The sequence below is a fragment of the Gemmiger formicilis genome (assembly GCF_016901605.1).
GTDB classification, from domain to species: Bacteria; Bacillota; Clostridia; order Oscillospirales; family Ruminococcaceae; genus Gemmiger; species Gemmiger formicilis_B.
The window spans coordinates 1-23,287 of the sequence record NZ_JACJKP010000006.1; the positions used below are offsets into that span (position 1 = coordinate 1).

Annotated in this window: 25 protein-coding genes; 19 read left to right on the top strand and 6 right to left on the bottom strand. The window is 55.1% G+C overall.

The annotated features are described in order from the left end of the window. The 9 genes from H6B10_RS01055 to H6B10_RS01095 form a co-directional block, all read left to right on the top strand. A partial coding sequence (locus tag H6B10_RS01055) for a YfhO family protein (protein ID WP_204649062.1) occupies window positions 1-1,080 on the top strand: 1,080 nt, incomplete at its 5' end. Beyond that, the gene (locus tag H6B10_RS01060; protein ID WP_204649063.1) at window positions 1,064-3,226 is read left to right on the top strand and encodes a Tex family protein; all 2,163 of its coding nucleotides are present in this window, start codon (window positions 1,064-1,066) and stop codon (window positions 3,224-3,226) included. The genes H6B10_RS01055 and H6B10_RS01060, both read left to right, overlap by 17 nt. Before the next feature lie 423 nt (window positions 3,227-3,649). Further along, a complete protein-coding gene (locus H6B10_RS01065; protein ID WP_204649064.1) occupies window positions 3,650-3,871 on the top strand; it encodes a hypothetical protein in 222 nt (73 codons plus the stop codon). A gap of 321 nt (window positions 3,872-4,192) precedes the next feature. Continuing rightward, the gene (rplM, locus tag H6B10_RS01070; protein ID WP_204649065.1) at window positions 4,193-4,624 is read left to right on the top strand and encodes a 50S ribosomal protein L13; all 432 of its coding nucleotides are present in this window, start codon (window positions 4,193-4,195) and stop codon (window positions 4,622-4,624) included. A gap of 19 nt (window positions 4,625-4,643) precedes the next feature. Then, on the top strand, window positions 4,644-5,042 hold the full coding sequence (gene rpsI / locus H6B10_RS01075) for a 30S ribosomal protein S9 (protein WP_204649066.1): 399 nt from the start codon (window positions 4,644-4,646) through the stop codon (window positions 5,040-5,042). A gap of 83 nt (window positions 5,043-5,125) precedes the next feature. Continuing rightward, window positions 5,126-5,584, top strand: coding sequence for a GNAT family N-acetyltransferase (locus tag H6B10_RS01080; RefSeq protein ID WP_204649067.1), 459 nt, complete (start codon window positions 5,126-5,128; stop codon window positions 5,582-5,584). 305 nt (window positions 5,585-5,889) lie between these two features. Beyond that, window positions 5,890-7,098: a hypothetical protein gene (locus H6B10_RS01085; protein WP_204649068.1), complete on the top strand. Its 1,209-nt coding sequence runs from the start codon at window positions 5,890-5,892 to the stop codon at window positions 7,096-7,098. Between the two features lie 50 nt (window positions 7,099-7,148). After that, entirely contained in the window at window positions 7,149-7,418 is a 270-nt protein-coding gene (locus tag H6B10_RS18670; protein WP_204649069.1) for a methyltransferase domain-containing protein, read from the top strand. After that, entirely contained in the window at window positions 7,408-7,908 is a 501-nt protein-coding gene (locus H6B10_RS01095) for a class I SAM-dependent methyltransferase (protein ID WP_204649070.1), read from the top strand. The genes H6B10_RS18670 and H6B10_RS01095 overlap by 11 nt, the downstream gene beginning before the upstream one ends. Window positions 7,909-7,945: 37 nt before the next feature. On the opposite strand, the gene H6B10_RS01100 is transcribed toward H6B10_RS01095, so the two are convergent. Further along, a complete protein-coding gene (locus H6B10_RS01100) occupies window positions 7,946-8,143 on the bottom strand; it encodes a hypothetical protein (RefSeq protein WP_204649071.1) in 198 nt (65 codons plus the stop codon). A gap of 272 nt (window positions 8,144-8,415) precedes the next feature. On the opposite strand from H6B10_RS01100, the gene H6B10_RS01105 reads away from it, so the two are divergent. Together H6B10_RS01105 and H6B10_RS01110 are read left to right on the top strand one after the other, a co-directional pair. Continuing rightward, a complete protein-coding gene (locus H6B10_RS01105) occupies window positions 8,416-9,786 on the top strand; it encodes an NCS2 family permease (protein WP_204649072.1) in 1,371 nt (456 codons plus the stop codon). A 305-nt stretch (window positions 9,787-10,091) separates the two neighbouring features. Further along, window positions 10,092-11,222, top strand: a complete 1,131-nt coding sequence (locus H6B10_RS01110) for a ubiquitin-like domain-containing protein (RefSeq protein ID WP_204649073.1) — start codon at window positions 10,092-10,094, stop codon at window positions 11,220-11,222. 87 nt (window positions 11,223-11,309) lie between these two features. On the opposite strand, the gene buk is transcribed toward H6B10_RS01110, so the two are convergent. Next, window positions 11,310-12,377 carry a butyrate kinase gene (gene buk / locus H6B10_RS01115; protein WP_204649074.1) on the bottom strand — a complete coding sequence of 356 codons (1,068 nt, stop codon included), beginning with the start codon at window positions 12,375-12,377 and terminating at the stop codon, window positions 11,310-11,312. A 31-nt stretch (window positions 12,378-12,408) separates the two neighbouring features. Further along, on the bottom strand, window positions 12,409-13,320 hold the full coding sequence (gene ptb, locus H6B10_RS01120) for a phosphate butyryltransferase (protein WP_204649075.1): 912 nt from the start codon (window positions 13,318-13,320) through the stop codon (window positions 12,409-12,411). 461 nt (window positions 13,321-13,781) lie between these two features. Between ptb and coaD the strand changes: the two genes are divergently transcribed. From coaD to acrA, 7 genes are all read left to right on the top strand, one after another. After that, window positions 13,782-14,270, top strand: coding sequence for a pantetheine-phosphate adenylyltransferase (coaD, locus tag H6B10_RS01125; RefSeq protein WP_204649076.1), 489 nt, complete (start codon window positions 13,782-13,784; stop codon window positions 14,268-14,270). Between the two features lie 92 nt (window positions 14,271-14,362). Further along, window positions 14,363-15,547, top strand: a complete 1,185-nt coding sequence (locus H6B10_RS01130) for an acetyl-CoA C-acetyltransferase (protein ID WP_204649077.1) — start codon at window positions 14,363-14,365, stop codon at window positions 15,545-15,547. 17 nt (window positions 15,548-15,564) lie between these two features. After that, window positions 15,565-16,350 (top strand): enoyl-CoA hydratase-related protein, encoded by a 786-nt coding sequence (locus H6B10_RS01135; protein WP_204649078.1) that lies wholly within the window; start codon window positions 15,565-15,567, stop codon window positions 16,348-16,350. A gap of 44 nt (window positions 16,351-16,394) precedes the next feature. Further along, on the top strand, window positions 16,395-17,267 hold the full coding sequence (locus tag H6B10_RS01140) for a 3-hydroxyacyl-CoA dehydrogenase family protein (protein WP_204649079.1): 873 nt from the start codon (window positions 16,395-16,397) through the stop codon (window positions 17,265-17,267). A gap of 76 nt (window positions 17,268-17,343) precedes the next feature. Next, the gene (locus tag H6B10_RS01145) at window positions 17,344-18,513 is read left to right on the top strand and encodes an acyl-CoA dehydrogenase family protein (protein WP_204649080.1); all 1,170 of its coding nucleotides are present in this window, start codon (window positions 17,344-17,346) and stop codon (window positions 18,511-18,513) included. Between the two features lie 16 nt (window positions 18,514-18,529). Continuing rightward, complete coding sequence (gene acrB / locus H6B10_RS01150) at window positions 18,530-19,315, top strand: acryloyl-CoA reductase electron transfer subunit gamma (protein ID WP_204649081.1); 786 nt, start codon at window positions 18,530-18,532, stop codon at window positions 19,313-19,315. A 17-nt stretch (window positions 19,316-19,332) separates the two neighbouring features. Beyond that, window positions 19,333-20,433, top strand: a complete 1,101-nt coding sequence (acrA, locus tag H6B10_RS01155; protein ID WP_204649082.1) for an acryloyl-CoA reductase electron transfer subunit beta — start codon at window positions 19,333-19,335, stop codon at window positions 20,431-20,433. A gap of 92 nt (window positions 20,434-20,525) precedes the next feature. On the opposite strand, the gene H6B10_RS01160 is transcribed toward acrA, so the two are convergent. The 3 genes from H6B10_RS01160 to H6B10_RS01170 form a co-directional block, all read right to left on the bottom strand. Next, window positions 20,526-21,131: a helix-turn-helix domain-containing protein gene (locus tag H6B10_RS01160; protein WP_204649083.1), complete on the bottom strand. Its 606-nt coding sequence runs from the start codon at window positions 21,129-21,131 to the stop codon at window positions 20,526-20,528. 180 nt (window positions 21,132-21,311) lie between these two features. Next, window positions 21,312-21,953: a hypothetical protein gene (locus H6B10_RS01165; protein WP_204649084.1), complete on the bottom strand. Its 642-nt coding sequence runs from the start codon at window positions 21,951-21,953 to the stop codon at window positions 21,312-21,314. Next, window positions 21,950-22,504 (bottom strand): 5-formyltetrahydrofolate cyclo-ligase, encoded by a 555-nt coding sequence (locus tag H6B10_RS01170; protein WP_204649085.1) that lies wholly within the window; start codon window positions 22,502-22,504, stop codon window positions 21,950-21,952. The genes H6B10_RS01165 and H6B10_RS01170 overlap by 4 nt, the downstream gene beginning before the upstream one ends. A 209-nt stretch (window positions 22,505-22,713) precedes the next feature. Between H6B10_RS01170 and rfbC the strand changes: the two genes are divergently transcribed. Next, window positions 22,714-23,280 (top strand): dTDP-4-dehydrorhamnose 3,5-epimerase, encoded by a 567-nt coding sequence (gene rfbC, locus H6B10_RS01175; protein WP_204649086.1) that lies wholly within the window; start codon window positions 22,714-22,716, stop codon window positions 23,278-23,280. Window positions 23,281-23,287: the final 7 nt, after the last annotated feature.

The following is a 23,287-nucleotide window of genomic DNA, read 5'->3' on the forward strand; positions in this document are numbered from 1 at the left end:
GGTATCTTTGCGGTCAGCGTGTTGGGCGTGCTGCTGTTCTGGGCGCTGTGGCGGCTTTGCCGTAATCACCGCAACTGGGGCCAGACGCTGCTGGCCGGTATTCTGGCGTTCAGCTTTTTGTACGGCAGCGTACACCTTTCGCTGACCAAATACCCCCAGTGGCAGACCGACAGCAACCTGATCGCCGAGACCTACGATTCGGTGTCGGAAATTGAAAACGCTTTGCCGGACGATGCTTTTTACCGCATTGACGCCTACGGGGCGCATAACAATCTGGGCCTTTGGTTTGACAAGAGCTGCCTGCAGTTCTTCAATTCTACCGTAGCGCCCAGCATTATGGAATTTTACCCCGAAGTAGGCGTTACCCGGGACGTGAACTCCAAACCGGATGCCCAGAACTATGCTCTGCGGGGGTTGCTCAGCGTACGGTATACGCTGGTTGCCCGGGATAGTGCCGAGGACTGGACCCAGGAAAATCTGTCCGGCTGGACCCAGTGCGGGGAGACCTCGGCCTATCTGATCTATCAGAACGACAATTGGGTGCCGATGGGCTTTACCTATGACTATTACGTGACCCAGGAACAGCTGGATACAGTCCCCGAGGAAGAACGCGCCCAGATTTTGATGCGGGCTCTTTTGCTGGATGAAGACCAGCTGGAAACCTATGCCGGTTTGTTGGACCCGCTGCCCCAGGAGGAACTGGAGGACCGTACCGCCGAAACCTACGCCGAAGACTGTGCTGCCCGGCGGGCGGTGGCCGTCGCGGATTTTACTGCCACGCGTACCGGGTTTACGGCAAAAACGGCTTATCAGGAAGAAGAACTGGTGTTCTTCAGCGTTCCCTATGATGCGGGTTTTACCGCTACCATCAACGGGGAACCTGCTACCATTGAGAAAGTGGACAACGGTCTGATGGCGGTGCTTGTCCCGGCAGGGGAAGCGACCATTGAATTTACCTACCACACACCGGGCTTGGCGCTTTCGGCCGGAATCAGCCTGGCCGGGGTGGCTGTCTATGCGGTGTATCTGTTGTTATTGTATCGTAAGAGAAAGAGGAAACTGAATGCAAAATCATGCTGAACAACTGGCTGCCGAACTGAACCTGAGTGTCAAAAATGTGCAGGGAGCCATTGATCTGATCGACCAGGGAAACACCATCCCGTTCATTGCCCGCTACCGTAAGGAAGCCACCGGTTCCATGGATGACCAGGTGCTCCGTGACCTGGGCGACCGGCTGGAATACCTGCGCGGGTTGGATAAGCGCAAGGAGGAAGTGACTTCCTCTATCACTGAACAGGGGGCCATGACCCCGGAACTGACCGCCGCGCTGGAAAAAGCCAAGACTCTGGCTGAGGTGGAGGATATCTACCGCCCCTATAAACCCAAGCGCAAGACCCGGGCCAGTATTGCCAAAGCCCGTGGCCTGCAGCCTTTGGCCGACGCCATCCTGAAACAGGATGCGGCCTTTGATCCCCAGGCTGCCGCTGCGGAGTATCTGAATGAAGAAGTGCCCGATGTGGCCGCGGCATTGGCCGGCGCCCAGGATATTCTGGCCGAGGCGGTGTCCGACGATGCGGCTTGCCGTGCCGAACTGCGCCGGTATTACCGGGCCTTTGGGCGGATCGCCAGCACCAAGGCCAAGGATGAGGACAGTGTCTATGCCCAGTATTACGACTATGCCGAGCCGCTTTCCAAAATTCCGGGGCATCGTGTGCTGGCGCTGGACCGCGGCGAGCGGGAAGGCTATCTGAAAGTTTCCATTCAGGTGGACAGTGAGCGGGCCGGGGCCATTGCGGCCTGGATGTTTGCCCGCAAAAAGACCGGCGGTGCCAGTGCGCTGCTGGTGGAAGCCGCTGCTTTGGATGCCTACAGCCGGTTGATTCATCCCAGCCTGGAAAACGAACTGCGCGGGGAATTGTCTGCTGCGGCTGCGGAAGGTGCCATCAAAGTCTTTGGCGACAATCTGCGTCAGCTGCTGCTTCAGCCGCCCATCCGGGGCAAAACGGTCATGGGTCTGGACCCCGGCTACCGCATGGGCTGCAAAGTGGCGGTGGTGGACCCCACCGGCAAAGTGCTGGATACCAACGTGGTTTATCCGGTGCCGGAGTTCAAACGGGTAGATCAGGCCAAGCGTATTATAAAGGAAATGGTGCGCAAAAACGGCGTGGAAGTAATGGCCATCGGCAACGGTACTGCCGGGCACGAAACCGAGGAGTTTGCCGCTGCTGTGATCCGGGAGCTGGCCGAGGAACAGGGGCTGCATCTGCAGTATATGGTAGTCAGTGAGGCAGGCGCTTCGGTATATTCCGCCAGCAAGCTGGCCGCCGAGGAGTTCCCGCAATTCGATGTAAACCTGCGCAGTGCGGTCTCCATTGCCCGCCGTCTGCAGGACCCCCTGGCGGAACTGGTCAAGATCGACCCCAAGGCTGTGGGTGTAGGTCAGTATCAGCACGATATGCCCCAGAAGCGCCTGAACGAAACGCTGGACGGTGTTGTGGAGGACTGTGTCAACAGTGTGGGCGTAGACCTGAATACGGCCAGCGCGCCGCTGCTGCGCCGGGTGGCAGGTGTCACCGCCGCTACGGCCAAGAATATCGTGGCCTGGCGGGAGGAGGAAGGTGCCTTCACCTCCCGCGCGCAGCTGAAAAAGGTAAAGGGTCTTGGACCCAAAGCCTATGAACAGTGTGCGGGCTTCCTGCGCTTGCCCGAGGCAAAGAACCGTTTGGATGCCACGGCTGTTCACCCCGAAAGTTATGCGGCGGCCAAAGCTCTGCTGGAAGCCTGCGGCTATACCACCGCTCAGATCGGCACCGATAAGCTGGCAGAGCTGCCTGCCGCCGTCAAGGCGAAAGGGGAGAAGAACCTCTGCGATTCGCTTGGCATCGGCGCACCTACTTTGCACGATATTATCTCGGAACTGTGCAAGCCGGGGCGTGACGTGCGCGACAGCCTGCCCAAACCGTTGCTGCGCAGTGACGTGATGAGCCTGGAAGATCTGAAGCCGGGGATGGAGCTTACGGGTACCGTGCGCAATGTCATCGACTTCGGTGCCTTTGTGGACCTGGGTGTTCATCAGGACGGACTGGTGCATATATCGCAGATCAGTGACCGCTTCATCAAGCATCCCCGGGAAGTCCTGAAGGTGGGCGACATTGTTAAGGTGAAAGTTTTGTCTGTGGATGTTGCCAAAAAGCGGATTGCATTGACCATGAAGGGCCTGCAATGAGAAAAAAGTACCGGAAAAACCGGTAAAATATGTGCTTTTGTTGCAACGGGTGCAAAAGTCTGGAAGTTTTCCAGGCAAAAAAAACTTAAAAAAAGACGGAAATTGAGCAGAAAACGCAAACTAAACTTTGCATAAACTAAAACATTGTGAATAAATGACCTTTTTGGCTCAAAAAACTGAGCAAACTGACCAAATCCCAAAAATGAAGATTTGACCCTTTTGTGCAGGAAATGGAAAAACGGAGCTTTGTGCATGCTACACAAACCACGTGGGAATAATTGTGCTATAATGCCCAATACAGGGACGGGAAAACAGGACATGGTGGTCCGAACCGCCCTGGGAGCGGATTGTGCAGCAGGCGTTAAAGAAGCACCGCTGCCGGGAAAACGATCCGCAGAGGGAAATTGTCTGGAGGTCATTACAATGGTGAAACAAGTCAAGGTTTCCAACTTCACTGAGGTCAAGGGAATCGTGTCTGCTGCCGCCAAATGTTATAATGCGGTCGGCGTGCACGACATGAAGGGCAGCATTGCCGATGCCAAAAGCATCCTGGGCATGATGAGCCTGGATTACAGCCACCCCGTGAAGATTGTCTGCGAGGACGAGGGCGATCTGAGCCGCGTCATCAACGCAATCAAACAGTAATCGGAAACCAAACCCAATGGGCCCGGCCCACTGTGCAGATCTTCTGCCCGGTGTGCCGGGCTTTTTGTTTTGCGCCCCAACGAAGAAAATACAAAAAATAGGAAATGAGAAAACAAGAGAAAACAAGAGGATAAGAGAGAATACGAGAGATACACCGGAATATATTAAAATTGTTGCCAAAAATCGTTGACTTCCGGTACCCTTTCTGCTATAATCACACTTGCGCGAAAAAGCGCCGCGGTGCCCGGTGTTCCGGCCCGGCGCTGTATGATACCGTTTTTTGAGAACGGACGTGTTAGTTTTTCAATGGAGGTCCCTACTATGAGCACGACTCTCGCTAAGCCCGCTGAAATGGCTGATCGCAAGTGGTATGTGATTGACGCCGCCGGCAAGCCGCTCGGCCGCGTTGCTGCCAAGGCTGCTGTTATCCTGCGTGGCAAGAACAAGCCCACCTTCACCCCCAACGTTGACTGTGGTGACCATGTCATCATCATCAACTGCGACGAAGCTGTCCTGACCGGCAAGAAGCTGGAGAAGAAGTTCCATCGCACCCACTCCGGCTGGATCGGCGGTCTGAAGGAAACCCAGTACAAGACCCTGATGGCCGAGGCCAGCGATAAGGCCATGACCTATGCCGTGAAGGGCATGGTTCCCAGCAACACCCTGGGCACCAAGGCTATGACCCGTCTGCACTGCTACAAGACTGCTGAGCACGCTCATGCTGCCCAGAAGCCCGAAGCCGTTGAGTTTTGAGTTAAGGAGGCAATAGAAGATGTACGAGACGAAACCTTATTTCTACGGCACCGGCCGTCGTAAGCATTCCGTTGCCCGCGTGCGTGTCTACAACGGCACCGGCAAAATGACCATCAACGGCCGTGACATCAACGATTACTTCGGCCTGGAGACCCTGAAGCTCCTGGTCAACAGCCCGCTGGTTCTCACCGAGACCGAAGGCAAGTTCGATGTTGTCGTCAACGTTGTTGGCGGCGGCTGCTCCGGCCAGGCTGGCGCTATCCGCCATGGTCTGTCCCGCGCCCTGCTGCAGTTCAACCCCGAGCTGCGCACCACCCTCAAGAAGGCTGGCTTCCTGACCCGCGATCCTCGTATGAAGGAACGTAAGAAATACGGCCTCAAAGCCGCCCGTCGCGCTCCGCAGTTCAGCAAGCGCTGATTTCTCAATATTCGTCAAATACCCTTGGAAATTCTCGAATTTCCAGGGGTATTTTTATCACTCTGAAAGAGGAAAAGGCAAATATGGACTATCAACTTCGCCAAGCAATACCGGAGGACCATGAGTGGATTTACGTTTGTAAGAGGGCATCGATCCGGCCTTACGTGGAGGCAATCTGGGGATGGAACGAATCCTTTCAGCGGCAGGATTTTGACGGCGACTTTGCGTCTGTCGGGCAGTTCCGCGTCATAGAAACATCTGGAAAGCCTATCGGTTTTTTGCAGGTACTGGAAGAAAACGACTGCGTGGAGGTGGCGGAGCTGCACCTGTTGCCGGACTATCGGGAGCAGGGAATTGGTTCTTCCATTCTGCGTCGTTTGCTGGCTTATTGCCAGGAACGAGAGCTTACCCTCCAACTGGGGTGTTTTAAAGAAAATCACAGAGCCAAAGCTCTCTATCAGAGACTGGGCTTTCGGCAGGTAGAGGAAACGGAAAACCACTGCATTCTGGCGCACTCTCCGACACAGATGACTCCAATGTGACGCTGGATTCTGTTTGACTGCTTTGAAATGCTTTCACCCCATTGGAACCAAAGGAAAGAAAACGAATCTCCAGGTGCTCCGCATTTTTTGCGGGGCACTTTTTGTTATTCTCTGCGTATGGCAAGTTTCACGATTTGCAAGGGCAGGAAATGTGCATTTTCAACACGATTTCCCTGCAAATATTTACAGTAAATGATGGATATGATACATTTTGATTGGAGAGAAACTGTTTTCACAGAAAAATCAGCCGTTTTTGCCTGCGCCACGGGGGATGGTGTTCTGACCAGAAAAGAGGAGATACCTATATGCGAAAAGCCGTTGCCGTTATTTTATCTGCTGCCTGTATTTCCTTGTGCGCTTGTACAGCGGTTACCACCGACACGCAAGAAGAACAGGCCTCCTCGTCGGAACCTTCGTCGGTGGCCACGCCGGAAAGCTCGGAGTATACCATAACCCCTGCATACATCATTCCGACTGCGGGCGATGGGGATATGCAATATAACTTATACCGGGATTGCAAACCGGCAGAAGATGTGTTTGCCATTGAAGAAATTGGTTTGCCACAAACCGTTGCGGATAGCCCCATTTTACCGGTCATGCTTCTCGATGAAAACTCGGCGTTGATTTATATGTATAAAGCCGGTACGAATGGTGCGCTGCAGGAAGAAAACCTGGAAGCTATTGGTTGTTATAACATAGAGACTGGCGAATGTGAAAAATGGGTTTCCGCAAATAGTGAATTAGACTATACAATTCAGGCAATCAACAGGCGTTATCTTGTTTATCGAGAAAGTCCGATCCCGTATACAGAGAATTTTTTGAAAGCAGAAAATCACCAAATTGCCAGATTGTGCGTTTATGATCGGGATTCCCAGGAAACATATACGGTTTATGAGTATCCGGAAGAATATATTGGAAGCTCTATCTTTTATCAGAAGGGGACAGCGCTTGTAGAGAATAAACTCTACTTCGATACTGTCTGCGGTTCAGGCAGCGAATCCGAAACAATCGTATATTGCGCTGATTTGTCAACCTTGGATGTGATACCATATATGGAGCACGCACAGTGTCCTATGTTTGATGGTAAAGAAATATGGTGCATTGCAAAACAAGAGAACGCTTATGTTTTAATGAGCAAAGAAAGCTCTGAAAAGATTGTGTTGCCTGATGATGTTTCTGAAATGGCAGTAGGGGATTCCATATTCTTCAAGTTGAATTTGGGCGCGTTGGCAAATAATGAATTTGCAACTTGGGAATTGGTTGGTGCACAAAGTGACGAGCCTGTCATGACCACGCAACAGATGATAGACGATCTGAGGTTAGAAGAAGGATGTCTTGTGTGGACAAGCTATGCCGATGCTCCCGTTTTTCTGTTTGATACGCAATCTGATAGCTTCCTTTGTTTTGACAGCTTGCCGGAAGGCACGCACTATATCCGCTTCTTTCAGGGATATGGATTTCTGCAGTTGCGGACGAATGGTGAAACACACTATTATCGTCTTAGTAAAAAATAAGTTCTTTGCAAGGAAAATTTGGGATAACCCATTTGAGTGTGGAGGGGACAATGGGCCGACTTTACGACCGTGCAGAAATCTATGACCTTATGGAAGATGATGCGCGATATATGTGGAATCTGGGACATTGGCAAAAATTGTTCCAAAATAAAGGAATCCAGACCATGTTGGATGTCAGTATTGGGTCTGGTGCTATGACGCTCCCGGTTTTGGATATGGGAATCACTCTTTCCGGATCGGATTTGAGCGAGAGTATGCTGAAGAGGTGCAGGGAGAAGGCTGAGAAAAAAAGGTTGTTATATCCGCACGGTGCAATGTGATTTCCGAAAGGTCAGCGCCTGTTTCCATGAGACATTTGATTGCGTGGCCAGCAGCGGCAATTCTCTTGCGTATGTTCCGAACGGTGATGTTGTACAGACATTGCACGAAATGGATAGGCTGGTAAGCCCCGGGGGATATCTGTATTTGGATACCCGAAACTGGGATAAGATTTTGAGAGAACATCAGCGTTTTTATCTGTATAATCCTGTTTTTCGGGGAGAAGATCGCATCAATCTGATGCAGGTTTGGGATTATCCGGATGATGGAACGATAATTTTTAACCTGCTCTATACTTTTGAAAGAGATGGCAAGATTTTTCAGAAAGAAATCTTTGAGGAACGTTACCATCCTATTCCAAGCACTCTGATTTTTGATGCTATACAAAATATGGGGTATGAGGATATAGAAATCTATCCCTGCCCGGCCGTTGCGAAAGAAAGACCGTTAGAAGAGCTGGCGTGGTACGCTGTCCTTGCACACAAAAAATAGCCGGGTCAGGCAAGATGCGAAAATTGTACATTGCATACTATGTACGCGGGCGAAAATTACAATCGGCTAAAAAGTTGGAAGAAAAACGAAAATTGGCCGAAAGTTCGGCAGAAGCTGCACCGATGCCTTGGCGGTTAGCAAGCGTTGATTCAGCTTCCGAAAGTTGTTCAAAACCCCGGAACCCTGTGGTTCCGGGGCTTTTCTGTTGCAAAATGAAAAAAGAAAATTCAGCCACACACTCCCCAAAAGGGAAAATCTTTTGTAGGGCACAAAATAGGCAGCTACGCAGAATACGGACTGGCAGGTTGGAAACCACAGCCGCACCAGCAGCAATGGAAGCATTACAAAGCATGAAAAGTATGACTAATCTACATAAGAACGCAAAATATTCCTTTTGAAAATATGGACAAACTATGTCTAAAATGGTAGAATGGGTTTTACGGTTTTTTCTGCCTCATGGTGTGGGAAGGGGGAGGAAAAATCATTCAATGAAACAGGAGGAATTTCATGTTAGAACGAGTTTTCAAACTGCAGGAAAATCATACCAACGCCAAAACCGAAATCATGGCAGGTATCACCACCTTCATGACGATGGCGTACATCCTCGCAGTCAACCCCAGCATTCTTTCGGCTACCGGAATGGACGCCAATGCCATTTTGATTGCCACCTCGCTGTCTGCCTTTATCGGCACGGCCCTGATGGCACTGCTGGCCAACTATCCCTTTGCACTGGCTCCCGGCATGGGCCTGAATGCCTACTTTGCCTATACGGTTGTGCTGAAAATGGGCTACACCTGGCAGATGGCTTTGATGGCTGTTTTTGCCGAAGGCCTCATCTTCATCGTGCTGTCCCTGACCAACGTCCGGGAAGCCATTTTCAACGCTATCCCGGCAACCCTCAAATCGGCTGTCAGCGTGGGCATTGGTTTGTTTATCGCCTTTGTGGGCCTGCAGAACGCCAAGCTCATCGTCAACAGTGATTCTACCCTGCTGACCTACCAGAGCTTCAAGGGCGAAACCTTCCACAGCGTAGGTGTCGGTGCCATTCTGGCCCTGATCGGCGTACTGATCATTGCGGTCATGCTGGTCAAAAAGGTCAAGGGCGCAATCCTTTACGGTATCCTGATCACCTGGGTTCTTGGCATTGTTTGCGAACTGTGCGGTGTGTACATCCCCGACGCCGAGGCCGGCATGTACTCCGTTATTCCCACTTCATTCGTCAGCTTTGACTTCTCCGCTCTGGGCCAGACCTTCGGTCAGGTGTTCAAGGCGGACTTCTCCGGTCTCAATGTGCTGGACTTCTTCGCTGTCATGTTCGCCTTCCTTTTTGTCGACCTGTTCGATACGCTGGGCACCTTGATCGGCGTTGCCTCCAAAGCGGATATGTTGGATGAAAACGGCCGTCTGCCCCGCATCAAGGGCGCTTTGCTGGCCGATGCCATTGCCACCAGCGCAGGTGCTGTGCTGGGTACTTCTACCACCACCACCTACGTTGAAAGCGCTTCCGGTGTTACCGAAGGCGGCCGCACCGGTCTGACTGCCATGACTACCGGTGTTCTGTTCCTGCTGGCTGTGATCTTCAGCCCGCTCTTCCTGACCATTCCTTCTTTTGCTACGGCACCGGCTCTGATCGTTGTAGGCTTCTATATGCTGGGCGCTGTTGCAAAGATCGACTTCGACGACCTGTCTGACGCAATTCCGGCCTTCCTGACCATTGTTGCTATGCCGTTGGCTTACAGCATTTCGGAAGGTATCGCCATCGGCGTCATCTCCTGGACTCTGCTGAACCTCATCACCGGCAAGGCTCGCGAGAAGAAGATCAGCCCGCTGATGTATGTGCTGACGGTTCTCTTCATCCTGAAATATATCCTGCTGTAAGGAGTTTTCGGGTGCGGAAACCCTGCTGGAATGCTTTGCACTGTGTGGGCAACAAGCACAAAAGAAGCGGGGGAGATGGGGAATTTTCGTGATAACTGTGATTGTTTTGTCGAAATACTTGTAAAATTTACGATTTTGTGTTACTATTTCAAACCGAAAGTGTAAAAACGAAATAGGATGAACACATTGTCTGCACCGTAAAGGTCGGCAGGCACTGACTTTTCAGGACGCAGATTTTACACCCCACAGCATCTTATGGTGCCGGTCCTTTGCGGGGCCGGCACTTTCCGTGTAAGGAGAACCCGATGGCTTTATCTGTTAAAACCAAAGAGCATATCCGCCGCCGCCTGGAACTGGCCCTGCCCAAGTGGGGGGCTCTGGCAGGCGGCGCAATCGTGTTGGCGCTGGCCATTGCCTTTACCTCCCAGTCACTGCACTTTGTGGTGGTTCGGGATACCCACGGCGGCAGCGTGCGTATTTTTACGGCATCCACCGATGTGGAGGACCTGCTGGAACAAAGCGATACCCCACCGCTGGGTGAACATGACGAGGTGGTCTGGTCCCAGATTGCCGACGGTGAACTGATGCAGGTGCTGCGTGCCTACACCGTGGACGTGACGGCAGACGGGACTACCCAGCAGATCATCACCACCGGTGCTACATCAGCAGAACTGCTGGAGGAACTGGGCATTTCTTATGATGAAAATGATCTTCTGACACCGGCGGCCGACGAAACCGTGACCGAAGGGGAGAGCCTGACCCTGCAGCGTGTGGACTATGTGGAATACACCGAGGATGTGGTGATTCCCTCGGAGCAGCAGCAGGTGCTTACCAGCCTTTACTACCGGGATCAGGATGAAACCATGCTGCTGCAGGAAGGCAGCGACGGCCTGGATACCGTAACCTGGCGGGAAACCTATATTGATGGGGAATGGAGCTCCACCGAGGAGATCGACCGTGTTACCCAGGTGGGCATGGTGCCCACCATCACGAAGGTCTACGGGGAAAAGGCGCCGGTTTCCGAATTTGTGGGGCCGGAGATCGTGGATGGGGTACCGTCCGAAGGCGTGGCGGCAACGTATACCAACCAGCGGTCTACGGGATATTCTGCCTCGGCTACAGCCAAGGGGGCCAGTGGGCGCCGCCTGACCTATGGCACGGTAGCGGTCAATCCTTCGGTGATTCCTTACGGCACGCTCATGTATATCACCAGCGATGACGGCCGTTTTGTGTATGGGTATGCCTATGCGGCCGATACCGGTACTGCCATGATGACCGGACACGCTTTTGTGGATCTTTACTACGAGACCTATGAGGAATCGGTGGAAAGCGCTGTGATTCCGGTAACCGTCTATATTATTGATGATGCGGTCGCCGCCCAGTATCAGCAAGAAAACGACCAGATTCTGGAACGTCTTCTGGCCGATACACCATAACATACAATAAAAAAGCAGGAAAGGCGAAATGCCTTTCCTGCTTTTTTTGTAAAACGGTGGGGGAGAGGAACCCTCACCGGGCCATCATCAATATTTCTTGGCTTCTTCTTCGCCGTTGACCACGCGCAGCGCGCCCTGGCACAGGGCCAGCAGCTCGTCCTCACCGGGGTAGACCGTGATGGGGGCGATAAAGCGCAAATGCTTCTCCAGAATCTCACGGGTATGGGGGTTATAGGCAATGCCACCAGTCAGAATGATCTGATCTACCTTGCCGCAGAGCACGGCTGCCATGGCGCCGGCGTCTTTGGCAATCTGGTAATAGAAAGCATCCTGCACCAGCTTGGCTTCGGCGTTGCCTTCCTGGGCCATTTTTTCAACGATGCGGGCATCGTTGGTGTGCAGGTAGGCATTGAAGCCGCCGTTGCCACAGATCTTCTTATAGATTTCCTGCTGGGTGTACTTGCCGCTGAAGCACATCTTCACCAGGTCACCCACGGGCACGGTGCCGCTGCGTTCGGGGCTGAAGCAGCCTTCGCCGTCCAGGATGTTGTTGACATCCACGACCTTGCCGTGGTCATGGGCACCGACGGAAACGCCGCCGCCCATGTGGATGACGATGAGGTTCAGGTCCTCGTAGCGCTTGCCGTTCTCTTTAGCGAAGCGGCGGGCCACGGCCTTCTGGTTCAGGGCGTGGAAGATGGAACGGCGGGGCAGTTCCGGCATACCGGACAGGCGGGCTTTATCGGTCAGCTCATCTACAACCACGGGGTCTACGATGTAGCTGGGAATACCCAGGGCATCGCCGATCTCACGGGCCAGGATGCCGCCCAGGTTGGAGGCATGCTGACCCTGGACACCGGCCTTCAGGTCAGCCAGCAGAGCTTCGCTGACGGCGTAGGTGCCGCCGGGAATGGGCTTGAGCAGGCCGCCGCGGCCAACAATGACGTTCAGAGTCTTGGGGTCGCAGTTTTTCTCCTTCAGGAAATCCAGAATGATCTCTTTACGGAAATCCTTCTGGTCGATCACGCTTGCATATTTGGCAATCTCCTCGGTGGGGTGGCGCAGGGTTTCTTCGAACAGCAGCGTCTCATCCTCGAACACACCAACCTTGGTGGAGGTGGAACCGGGGTTGATGACCAACGTTTTGATCGACATAACGAATCGTCTCCTTCTTTCTTCGCTTTTCTTATTCCGCTTTCAAACCGGCGGCCACAACAGCGGCCAGCGCGATGGAGTAGACCTTGGTCTGGAAGGAATCGGAACGGCTGGTCAGAATGGCGGGCACCTTGGTGCCGGTCAGGATGCAGCCGTTCTTGCACTCGGCAGTGTGCACCAGAGTCTTGTAGACCAGGTTGCCGGCCTGAATGTCGGGGAACAGCAGGATGTCGGCGTGGCCGGCGGCCGGGCGGTCCTGAGCACCCTTGTGATGGGCGGCTTCGGGATCGATGGCAATATCCATGGACAGGGGGCCATCCACCACACAACCGGTGATCTTGCCCTCTTCGTTCATCTTGCGCAGCTCGTCGGCATCAACGGTGCAGGGCATCTTGGGGTTGACCACTTCAACGGCGGCCAGGGGGGCAACCTTGGGGCATTCCACACCGCAGGCATGAGCAACAGCCACGGTATTCTCGATGATATGTACCTTGTCCTCCAGGGTGGGGTAGGTCATGAAGGCAACGTCGGTCAGGAACAGCAGCTGTTCAATGCCCTTGACTTCGAACACGGCCACGTGGGACAGGGTGTTGCCGGTGCGCAGACCCACTTCCTTGTCCAGTACGCTCTTCAGGAAAGTCTTGGTGTCCAGCAGGCCCTTCATGTACATGTTGGCAACGCCGTCATGGGCGAGTTTGACAGCCTTCAGGGAAGCCTGAACCTTGTCCGGCTCATTGATGATCTCGTAGTCGCTCAGGTCGATGTTCAGCTCGGCCGCGATCTTGCGGATGGCGGCTTCGTCGCCCACCAGAATGGCGTCAGCGATGCCCTGCTTGTGGGCAGCGTCAACGGCTTCCAGAACAGCGTCGTCCTCAGCGGCGGCGACGGCCAGCTTCTGCTTGCCGCAGGTCTTAACTTTTGCGATCAGGTCCTCAAAATTCATGGTACAGCACCTCGATTACTCTATCTTCACAGCAAAAACGGAGGGACATACCCTCTCATGTTAAAATAATAACACGGTGCGCCCTGCGGGTCAAGAGGAAAAACACACGAGAGCGGAGGGGTAGGTCCGGTATACGGCCTTTATATAAATAGGTAGAAGGATGGCGGAAAAAGGTTCGCAGCATCGGGCCGAAAATGGGGGGTTGTGCAGGATGTAAAAACAAACTTATGATTTGAACAGAATTTTAGCAGTTAAGTAATTGACAAAACCTTAACAAGATGGTAAAACTATAGTAGAGTTTCTGAAAATGTGCCGGAAACTCGGCGGCACCAGCCGCCGCGCACCTGACCGAGTCGGTTTTTAAGAATCCTCTTAAGCCAGCCACGGCGTCGGTGCCTACATTTCCACCCTGGGTTGTTTATTTTTTAACAGATGGGTGGGGTCGGAAAGGTTCGTTTACCATGCCCATTGCCATGTATCCCGGCAGTTTTGATCCCGTCACGCGCGGACATCTGGATATCATCAAGCGCTCCAGCCGTATGTTTGATAAGCTGATCGTTGCAGTGCTGGTCAACAGTGCCAAAACGCCGCTGTTTACGGTCGAGGAGCGCGTTGCCATGCTGCGGGAATGCTGCAAGGATATGCCCAATGTGGAGGTGGATTCCTTCAATGGCCTGACCGTGAGTTTTGCCAAGCAGAACAACGCCACGGTCATGGTGCGGGGGCTGCGCGCAGTCACCGACTTTGAAAACGAGATCCAGCTGGCGCATACCAACTACGCTATGATGCCGGAAATCGAAACCGTATTTCTGGCCACAGCCATCAAATGGAGCTACCTTTCTTCCACCATCGTGCGGGAAGCCGCCCACTATGGGCAGGATGTTTCGCGGTTTGTGCCGCCCAACGTCGAGAAAGCGCTGCTTGCCAAACGGGAAGCAGGGGAGCTTTAAGCCTGAGAATTCATACCGCCTCGGCGGTTTGAAGATAGAACAGTTTACAAAGAAGTCTATCCAAAAAAAAGAAATGTTTCAGGAGGCTACTTATGAAGAAGATCGTCATCGCAAGCGCCTGCCGTACTGCCATTGGCAAGTTCGGCGGCACGCTGTCCAATGTCCCCGCGGCGGAACTGGGCTCCATTGTCATCAAGGAAGCCATCAACCGCGCCGGCATCACGCCTGAGCAGGTCGACCATGTCTACATGGGCTGTGTCATCCAGGCCGGTCTTGGCCAGAACGTTGCCCGTCAGGCCAGCCTGAAGGCCGGTCTGCCTGTCACCACCCCGGCTGTCACGGTCAACGTGGTTTGCGGTTCCGGTCTGAACTGCGTCAACATGGCTGCGCAGATGATCGAAGCTGGCGACGCCGACATCGTCGTTGCAGGCGGCACCGAGAACATGGATATGGCTCCTTTCGCCATGATGAAGGGCCGTTACGGCTACCGCATGGGCTACCCCATGGGCAAGAGCGAGCTGGTTGACACCATGGTCAACGACGCTCTGTGGGACGCTTTCAACAACTACCACATGGGCATCACCGCCGAGAACGTGGCTGAGCAGTGGGGTCTGACCCGTGAGGATCTGGACAACTTCGCTTACAGCAGCCAGGTCAAGGCCGACGCTGCCATCAAGAGCGGCGCTTTCAAGGACGAGATCGTTCCCGTGGTCATCAAAAACAAGAAGGGCGACATCGTCTTCGATACCGATGAAGGCCCCCGTCTGAGCCCGCCGGAAGTTCTGGCCAAGCTGAAGCCCGCCTTCAAGAAGGACGGCATCGTTACCGCCGGCAACTCTTCCGCCATCAACGACGGCGCTGCTGCTCTGGTCATCATGAGCGAAGACAAGGCCAAGGAACTGGGCATCACCCCCATGGCTACCTGGGTTGGCGGCGCTCTGGGCGGCGTTGATCCCTCCATCATGGGTGTCGGCCCCATCGCTGCCACCAACAAGGTCATGGAGAAGACCGGCCTGACCGTTGCCGATATGGACCTGATCGAAGCCAACGAGGCTTTCGCTGCACAGAGCCTGGCCGTTGCTCACGACCTGAAGTTCGATATGGATAAGGTCAACGTCAACGGCGGTGCCATCGCTCTGGGCCATCCCGTCGGCGCTTCCGGTGCCCGTATCCTGGTCACCCTGCTGTACGCCATGAAGGCTCGCGGTGCTCATAAGGGCCTGGCTACCCTGTGCATCGGCGGCGGTATGGGCTGCGCCACCATCGTTGAAATGTAATTGCGGAGGAAAACAGAATGTCCTTTGTCAGAACTGAAATTCAGGACGCCGTCGCCGTTGTGACGATCGACCGTCCCAAGGCGCTCAACGCCCTGAATCCCGAAGTGCTGGCCGACCTGAAGGCCGCCTTCGAGGCCATCGACCAGAACACCGTGCGCTGCGTCGTGCTGACCGGTGCCGGTGACAAGAGCTTCGTTGCCGGTGCCGATATCGGCTCCATGTCCACCATGACCAAGGCGGAAGGCGAAGCCTTCGGCAAGCTGGGCAACGACATCTTCCTGATGATCGAGTCCTTCCCGCTGCCCGTTATCGCTGCGGTCAACGGTTTCGCACTGGGCGGCGGCAATGAGCTGGCCATGAGCTGCGATATCCGCATCTGCTCCGACAACGCCGTCTTCGGTCAGCCCGAAGTTGGCCTGGGCATCACCCCCGGCTTCGGCGGCACCCAGCGTCTGGCCCGCCTGGTAGGTATGGGCATGGCCAAGCAGCTGGTTTACTCTGCCCTGAACATCAAGGCAGACGAAGCCCTGCGCATTGGTCTGGTCAACGCCGTTTACACCCAGGAAGAGCTGCTGCCCGCAGCCCTGAAGCTGGCCGGCAAGATCGCCAAGAACGCTCCCATCGCTGTGCGCAACTGCAAGAAGGCGATGAACGACGGCATCAGCCTGCCCATCGAGAAGGCTGTTGAAGTCGAAGAAAAGCTGTTCGGCGATTGCTTCGAGACCCACGATCAGGTAGAGGGTATGCAGTGCTTCCTCAGCCGTGAGAAGCCGAAACCCAAACCGGTTTTCACCAACAACTGATCTCACCACGATCTTATATAAACAATAACAGGAGGGTTACTACTATGAAGGTAGGCGTTATTGGCGCTGGCACTATGGGCCAGGGCATTGCAAAGGCTTTTGCGCAGGTTGAGGGTTACACCGTTGCTCTGTGCGACATCAAGCAGGAATGGGCCGAGGGCGGCAAGGACAAGATCGCCAAGGGCTATGCCAAGCTGGTTGCCAAGGGCAAGCTGACCCAGGAAAAGGTGGACGCCATTCTGGCTGCCATCACCCCGGGCCTGAAGGAAGACCTGTGCGCCGACTGCGACCTCATCGTTGAGGCTGCTTTCGAGGACATGAAGGTCAAGCAGGACACCTTCGCCGCGCTGGACAAGATCTGCAAGCCGGAGTGCGTTTTCGCTTCCAACACTTCTTCTCTGTCCATCACCGAGATCGGCAAGGGCCTGTCCCGTCCCATGGTCGGCATGCACTTCTTCAACCCCGCTGACCGCATGAAGCTCATCGAGGTCATCGCCGGTGTGAACACCCCCGCCGAGACCGTGGAAACCATCAAGAAGATCAGCACCGAGATCGGCAAGAGCCCGGTTCAGGTCAATGAGGCTGCCGGCTTCGTCGTCAACCGCATCCTGATCCCCATGATCAACGAAGCTGCCTTCATCAAGATGGAAGGCGTTTCCGACATCGCCGGCATCGACACCGCCATGAAGCTGGGCGCCAACCATCCCATGGGACCCCTGGAACTGGGCGACTTCATCGGCCTGGACATCTGCCTGGCCATTATGGACGTCCTGTACAAGGAGACCGGCGACAGCAAGTACCGTGCTTGCCCGCTGATCCGCAAGATGGTCCGCGGCGGCAACCTGGGCTGCAAGAGCGGCAAGGGCTTCTACGTCTACAACGCCGATCGCACCAAGACCCCGGTCGACGCCCTGTAATTCAGTAAAACTTTCGCGCCTGGCGCGGGCAATACCGCGCCGGGCTGCGTTTGTTTGAGTAATGGAGGTTTATCAAATGGATTTTACTCTGTCCAAACAGCAGCAAATGGTCCAGAAAATGTACAAGGAATTTGCTGAGAACGAAGTCAAGCCTCTCGCCAAAAAGGTCGATGCGGAAGAATACTTCCCCAAAGAGACCGTTGAAAAGATGGCGAAGCTGGGCATGATGGGCATCTACTTCCCGAAGGAAGTCGGCGGCGCCGGCGGCGATGTGCTGTCCTACGTTATGGCCGTTGAGGAGATGTCCAAGGTTTGCGGCACCACCGGTGTTATCATTTCTGCCCACACCTCTCTGTGCGCGGCTCCCATTTTTGAGAATGGTACCCCCGAGCAGAAGGCCAAGTACCTGCCCAAGCTGTGCAGCGGCGAGTGGATCGGTGCTTTCGGTCTGACCGAGCCCGGTGCCGGCACCGACGCCCAGGGTCAGCAGACCTTCGCCGTTGACGAAGGCGACCACTGGAAGCTGAACGGCTCCAAGATCTTCATCACCAACGCCGGCTATGCCGATGTGTTTATCATCATCGCCGTTACCGGTTTTGTTACCGACAAGCGCGGCCGCAAGCAGAAGGAAATTTCTGCCTTCATCGTGGAGCGCACCGATCCCGGCTTCAAGGTCGGCAAGCCCGAGGATAAGATGGGCATCCGTGGTTCCTCCACCTGCGAGCTGATCATGGAAGACTGCATCATCCCGAAGGACCGCCTGCTGGGCGTCAAGGGCAAGGGCTTCCAGCTGGCCATGGCCACCCTGGACGGCGGCCGTATCGGCATTGCTGCCCAGGCTCTGGGCATCGCCGAGGGCGCCCTGGACGAGACCGTTGCCTACGTCAAAGAGCGTAAGCAGTTCGGCCGTTCCATCGCCGCTTTCCAGAACACCCAGTTCGAACTGGCCGAGATGAAGGCCCGCGTGGATGCCGCCAAGTTCCTGGTTTACCAGGCTGCTCTGAAGAAGCAGAGCGTGATGGACGGCGCCAAGGCCCGTTACAGCGTTGAAGCTGCCGAGGCCAAGCTGATCGCGTCCCGCACTGCCAGCGATGTGACCCGTCGCTGCCTGCAGCTGTTCGGCGGTTATGGCTACACCCGTGACTACCCCATCGAGCGCATGATGCGCGATGCCAAGATCACTGAGATCTACGAAGGCACCAGCGAAGTCCAGATGATGGTCATTTCCGGCGCGCTGCTGAAGTAAGGAGGCAAGACGTACAATGAAAGCAATTGTTTGTGTCAAACAGGTTCCCGATACGCAGGGCAAGGTAGCCGTCAAGGCTGACGGTACGATGGACCGTGCCGCCATGGCCACCATCACCAACCCCGACGACCTGAACGCCGTCGAGGCTGCTCTGCAGCTCAAGGACGAGACCGGCTGCGAAGTCGTTGTCGTCACCATGGGCCCGCCGCCGGCCGAAGGCATGCTGCGTGAGCTGATCGCCCGCGGCGCCGACCGTGGCGTTCTGGTTTCCGGCCGTGAGTTCGGCGGCTCTGATACCTTCGCCACTTCCCAGATCCTGGCTGCTGCCGTCAACAAGATCGGCGTTGGCCCCGAGGATATCGTTTTCTGCGGCCGTCAGGCTATCGACGGTGATACCGCTCAGGTTGGTCCCCAGATCGCTGAAAAGCTGCATCTGCCCCAGGTCACCTATGTTACCGACATCAAGAAGGACGGCAACGCTCTGGTTGTCAAGCGCCAGCTTGAGGACGGCTACATGGAGCTGAAGGTCAACACCCCCTGCCTGCTCACCTGCATCAAGGAGTTGAACAACCCCCGTTACATGAGCGTGTCCGGCATCTTCGAGTGCTACGACAAGCCCATCGACGTGTTCGACTACAATACCCTGAAAGATGACCCGCTCATCGAGACCGACACCATCGGCCTCAAGGGCTCCCCGACGAATGTTTACAAGTCCTTTGCTCCTCCGGTCAAGGGCGCGGGCATGATGGTCGAGGATGCTGCCCAGCTGGTCGGCATCCTGAACGACAAGCACCTGATTTGAGGAAGGAGAAACGTACAATGGCTGAATTCAATGCAATGGACACCGCCGCCTTCAAGGGCGTGTGGGTTTTCTGCGAGCAGCGCGAAGGCCAGATCCAGACCATCAGCTATCAGCTGCTGAGCGAAGGCCGCAAGCTGGCCAACGACCTGGGTGTGGAACTGTGCGGCGTTGTCATGGGCAGCGAGCTCAATGAAGATTACATCAAGGCGCTGGGCGGCTACGGTGCTGACCGCGTTTACTACATCGATAGCCCCCTGCTGAAGGATTACACCACCGACGGCTATGCCAAGGCGCTGTGCGACCTCATCATGGACAAGAAGCCCGAGATCATGCTGATCGGCGCTACCAACCTGGGCCGCGATCTGGGCCCCCGCTGCGCAGCTCGTCTGCACACCGGCCTGACCGCCGACTGCACCCATCTGGACGTGGACGTGGAGAAGTACAAGGACTTCCTGCGCACCACCTCCAACATCGATGTGGATAACACCAAGTTCGAAGAGAACACCAACCTGAAGATGACCCGTCCGGCTTTCGGCGGCCACCTGATGGCTACCATCATCTGCCCGCGCTTCCGCCCGCAGATGTCCACCGTCCGTCCCGGCGTTATGCAGACCCAGGCCTTTGACGAGGCCGGTGCTGCCAAGGTCGTTGTGGAGAAGGTTGTTCCCGAACTGACCGCCGACGATATCCATGTGGAAATCCTGGACATCAAGAAGAGCGCCAAGAAGCTGGTTGACCTGATCGGTGCCGACGTGGTCGTTTCCGTTGGCCGTGGCATCAGCTCCGACGTGGACAAGGGCATTGCCCTGGCCGAGGAACTGGCCGGCGTTCTGGGCGGCGTTGTTGGCGCTTCCCGTGCTGTCACCGATGAAGGCTGGCTGTCCAGCGATCATCAGGTTGGCCAGACCGGTAAGACCGTGCATCCCCGCATCTACGTGGCTCTGGGCATCTCTGGTGCCATCCAGCACGTGGCCGGTATGCAGGACTCCGAGACCATCATCGCCATCAACAAGAACGAGAGCGCGCCCATCTTTGACGTGGCCTCCTACGGCATCGTGGGCGACCTGTTCAAGGTCGTGCCCGAACTGATCAAGGAGATCCGCGCCGCCAAGGCGTAATCCCGGGATTGGTCCCAACTGCATAATAAAGGCGCCGCAGCGAAAACGCTGCGGCGCCTTTTTGTGTCCTGATTTTGGGGCAGGGGAGCGGGTCAACGGGTGATGCGGTGGCGGCACATACTGGTTTTGCCGCAGGTGGGGCAGGTAAGCCGTCTGCGGGTCAAGGTATGCCATCCCTTTACATAGTCGGTCATGGTAGGTACAAATAGAGTTCCGCAGTGCGGGCATTCGTAATAACCTGCCTTTACCTCCAACCGGGCGGCGGCACCGATCCCGGCAATGGCCGTAAGTACGGCGCATACCAGCAGCAAAATACGCACCGCCGCCGGCAGTTCCAGGTAAGAGGCAAGCATTACCAGCGCACAGACTGCAATGATGGTAATGACCCCGCAGATGATGGAAAGGGTCATACGTTCTTTGTTTTCGGCATTTTCCCGGATCAGGTCCATCATATTTTCCTCCGCTTTTTTCTGGTAATCACCCTCAGCCACCTTCTCGCCGGAGAGCAGATCGTTGACGGTGATTTGTAAAATCTCGCACAGGGGCAGCATCAGCGAAACTTCCGGTAGCCCCTTGCCGCACTCCCATTTGGATACGGTTTTGTCGCTGATGGCAAGTTTGTCGGCCAGCTGCCGTTGGGTCAGGTTTTGGGCCCGTCGTTCCTGGGCGATGAACTTTCCTGTTTTGCTTTGGTCCATAGGCTTGTCCCTCCTTACTGGCTGTATTATAGCATGGGAACCGATGCAGGAACACCCACGGTCCGTAGAGTGAGAAAAAGGTTGCCGCACAGCGTGGAAAATTCCGGGCTGCTGTGCAGTAAAACAGAAACAGACCGCCCTCGGTTCTGCCGGGAGCGGTCTGTTTGTTATAGGGGATAATTACATTTCGGCGGTCTTGCTCTGGTCGTAGTCAAAGGTTACGCCCAAGGCGTCGGGTACCGCGTCGATCAGGGCATCCACGTCGGCCAGTTCGCTGTTGCTCATCACAAACAGTACCTTGTCGCCGAAGGTGACGACCCGGGCCTTATCGGCCATGGTGCAGACCCATTTGTTCATCTGGACATTGTTCAGCACGGCATCGGCGATGGTTTGAGCATCGGCTTCGTCCTTCACCCGCAGCAGGACCATGCTGTAAGCCTGGCTGCCGGTCATGGACTCGGACAGAACACCCGCATCGACCAAAGCACCCTGCTCGGCGGTCAGGCCGGTGTTGTAGGTGAGCCAGCTTTCGTCGCTCAGGTCCACGGCGCTGGTGGTCATCATCATCAGTTCCACCGGATAGGCTTCGTAGATCTGGTCCACCATACCGCTGAGTTCCGCATCGGCAGTTACCTCAGTGCCGGTTTCAGGGGTCATCTCCATACCGGGGTCCACTTCACCGTCGCCTTCCGGGGTGGCAGGCTGATTCATCACGTCATCGGGCAGCGGGGTGGGGGTGGCTTCGGTCGCCGTGTCGTTGCCGCCGCAGGCGATAAGGGCCAGTGCGGCGGCCAGGCTCAGGCAAATCAGTGCTTTTTTCATATAAGAATTCCTTTCTCCGTTAAAATTTCTTCGGGAGCAAAACGTATGTCCCAATCATCATTGGGAACATCCAGCCATACCAGGGCAGAAGGACATAGCAACAACCGTTCCCCCTTATAATGTACCAAAAAACGATCATAATACCCGCCGCCACGGCCCAGGCGGACTCCGTCGCAGCTGGCAGCCAGACAGGGAACCAGGGCCAGTGCGTTTGGGGCGGTGTATGGCTGTACAGACGGCAGACCGGCAGGCGGTTCCCAGATGCCGTAAGCACCACGCTGCAGCAGGTCCAGGTGGGGAATTTCCACCCAGTCCATTGTGTGGGGACCAGTCACCCGGGGAAGCAGCAGGCGTTTGCCTTCCTGCAGAGTACGCTGCAGCAGGGGCAAGGTATCCGGTTCGTCCGGCAGGGAAACATACCCCAGAAGAACCTCGGCCTTCTGCCATTGGGGCAGGGCAAACAGGGTCTGTGCCATTTGGCTGCCGATGGCCTTCATATTCAACCCGGCACGCAGCGTTTTGGCACGGTTGCGGGCATCCCGTTTGGTCATAAACAGCCCTCCTTTCTGGCATCTGGGGGTATCATACCATACAGAAACGCTTCTGGCAAGAAGAAAACGCAGGCAAAAAAGGAGGCACAAACCAGACTGCCCATCTTGCCCACAGAGGTAAAATGGAGTATAATATATCCTGTATCGTTATGTGCAAAAAACAATCGCGTATACCAAAAACGTGTAGGAAGTAAAGGAGCCAGAGTAACATGGGCAAGTTTAATTTTATCAAAACCGAGATCCCTGAGGTGCAGATCATCGAACCCACGGTGTTCGGTGATGACCGCGGCTATTTTATGGAGACCTATCAGATCGATGAATTTGCAGCTGCGGGCATCGATAAGCCTTTTGTGCAGGATAACCAGAGCCGTTCCACCAAGGGCGTGCTGCGTGGCCTGCATTTCCAAAAGAACCATACCCAGGGCAAGCTGGTCCGTGTAACCATGGGTGAAGTGTTCGACGTGGCCGTGGACTGCCGTCCGCACAGCGCTACCTTCGGCAAATGGGTGGGTGTGACCCTCTCTGCCGAAAACAAGAAGATGCTTTACATCCCCGAGGGCTTTGCCCACGGCTTTGTGGTGCTGTCTGATGTGGCGGAGTTCTGCTACAAGTGCACCGATGTGTACGATCCCACCTCGGAAGGCGGTATTCCTTACAACGATCCCACCGTCAATGTCCAGTGGCCGGATTGCGGTTGTGAGCACAAGACCAGCGCCAAGGACAAGGAGCATACTCCCTTTGCGGAACAGAAGTTTGAATTCTTCGAGAAGTACTAAGGAGCAG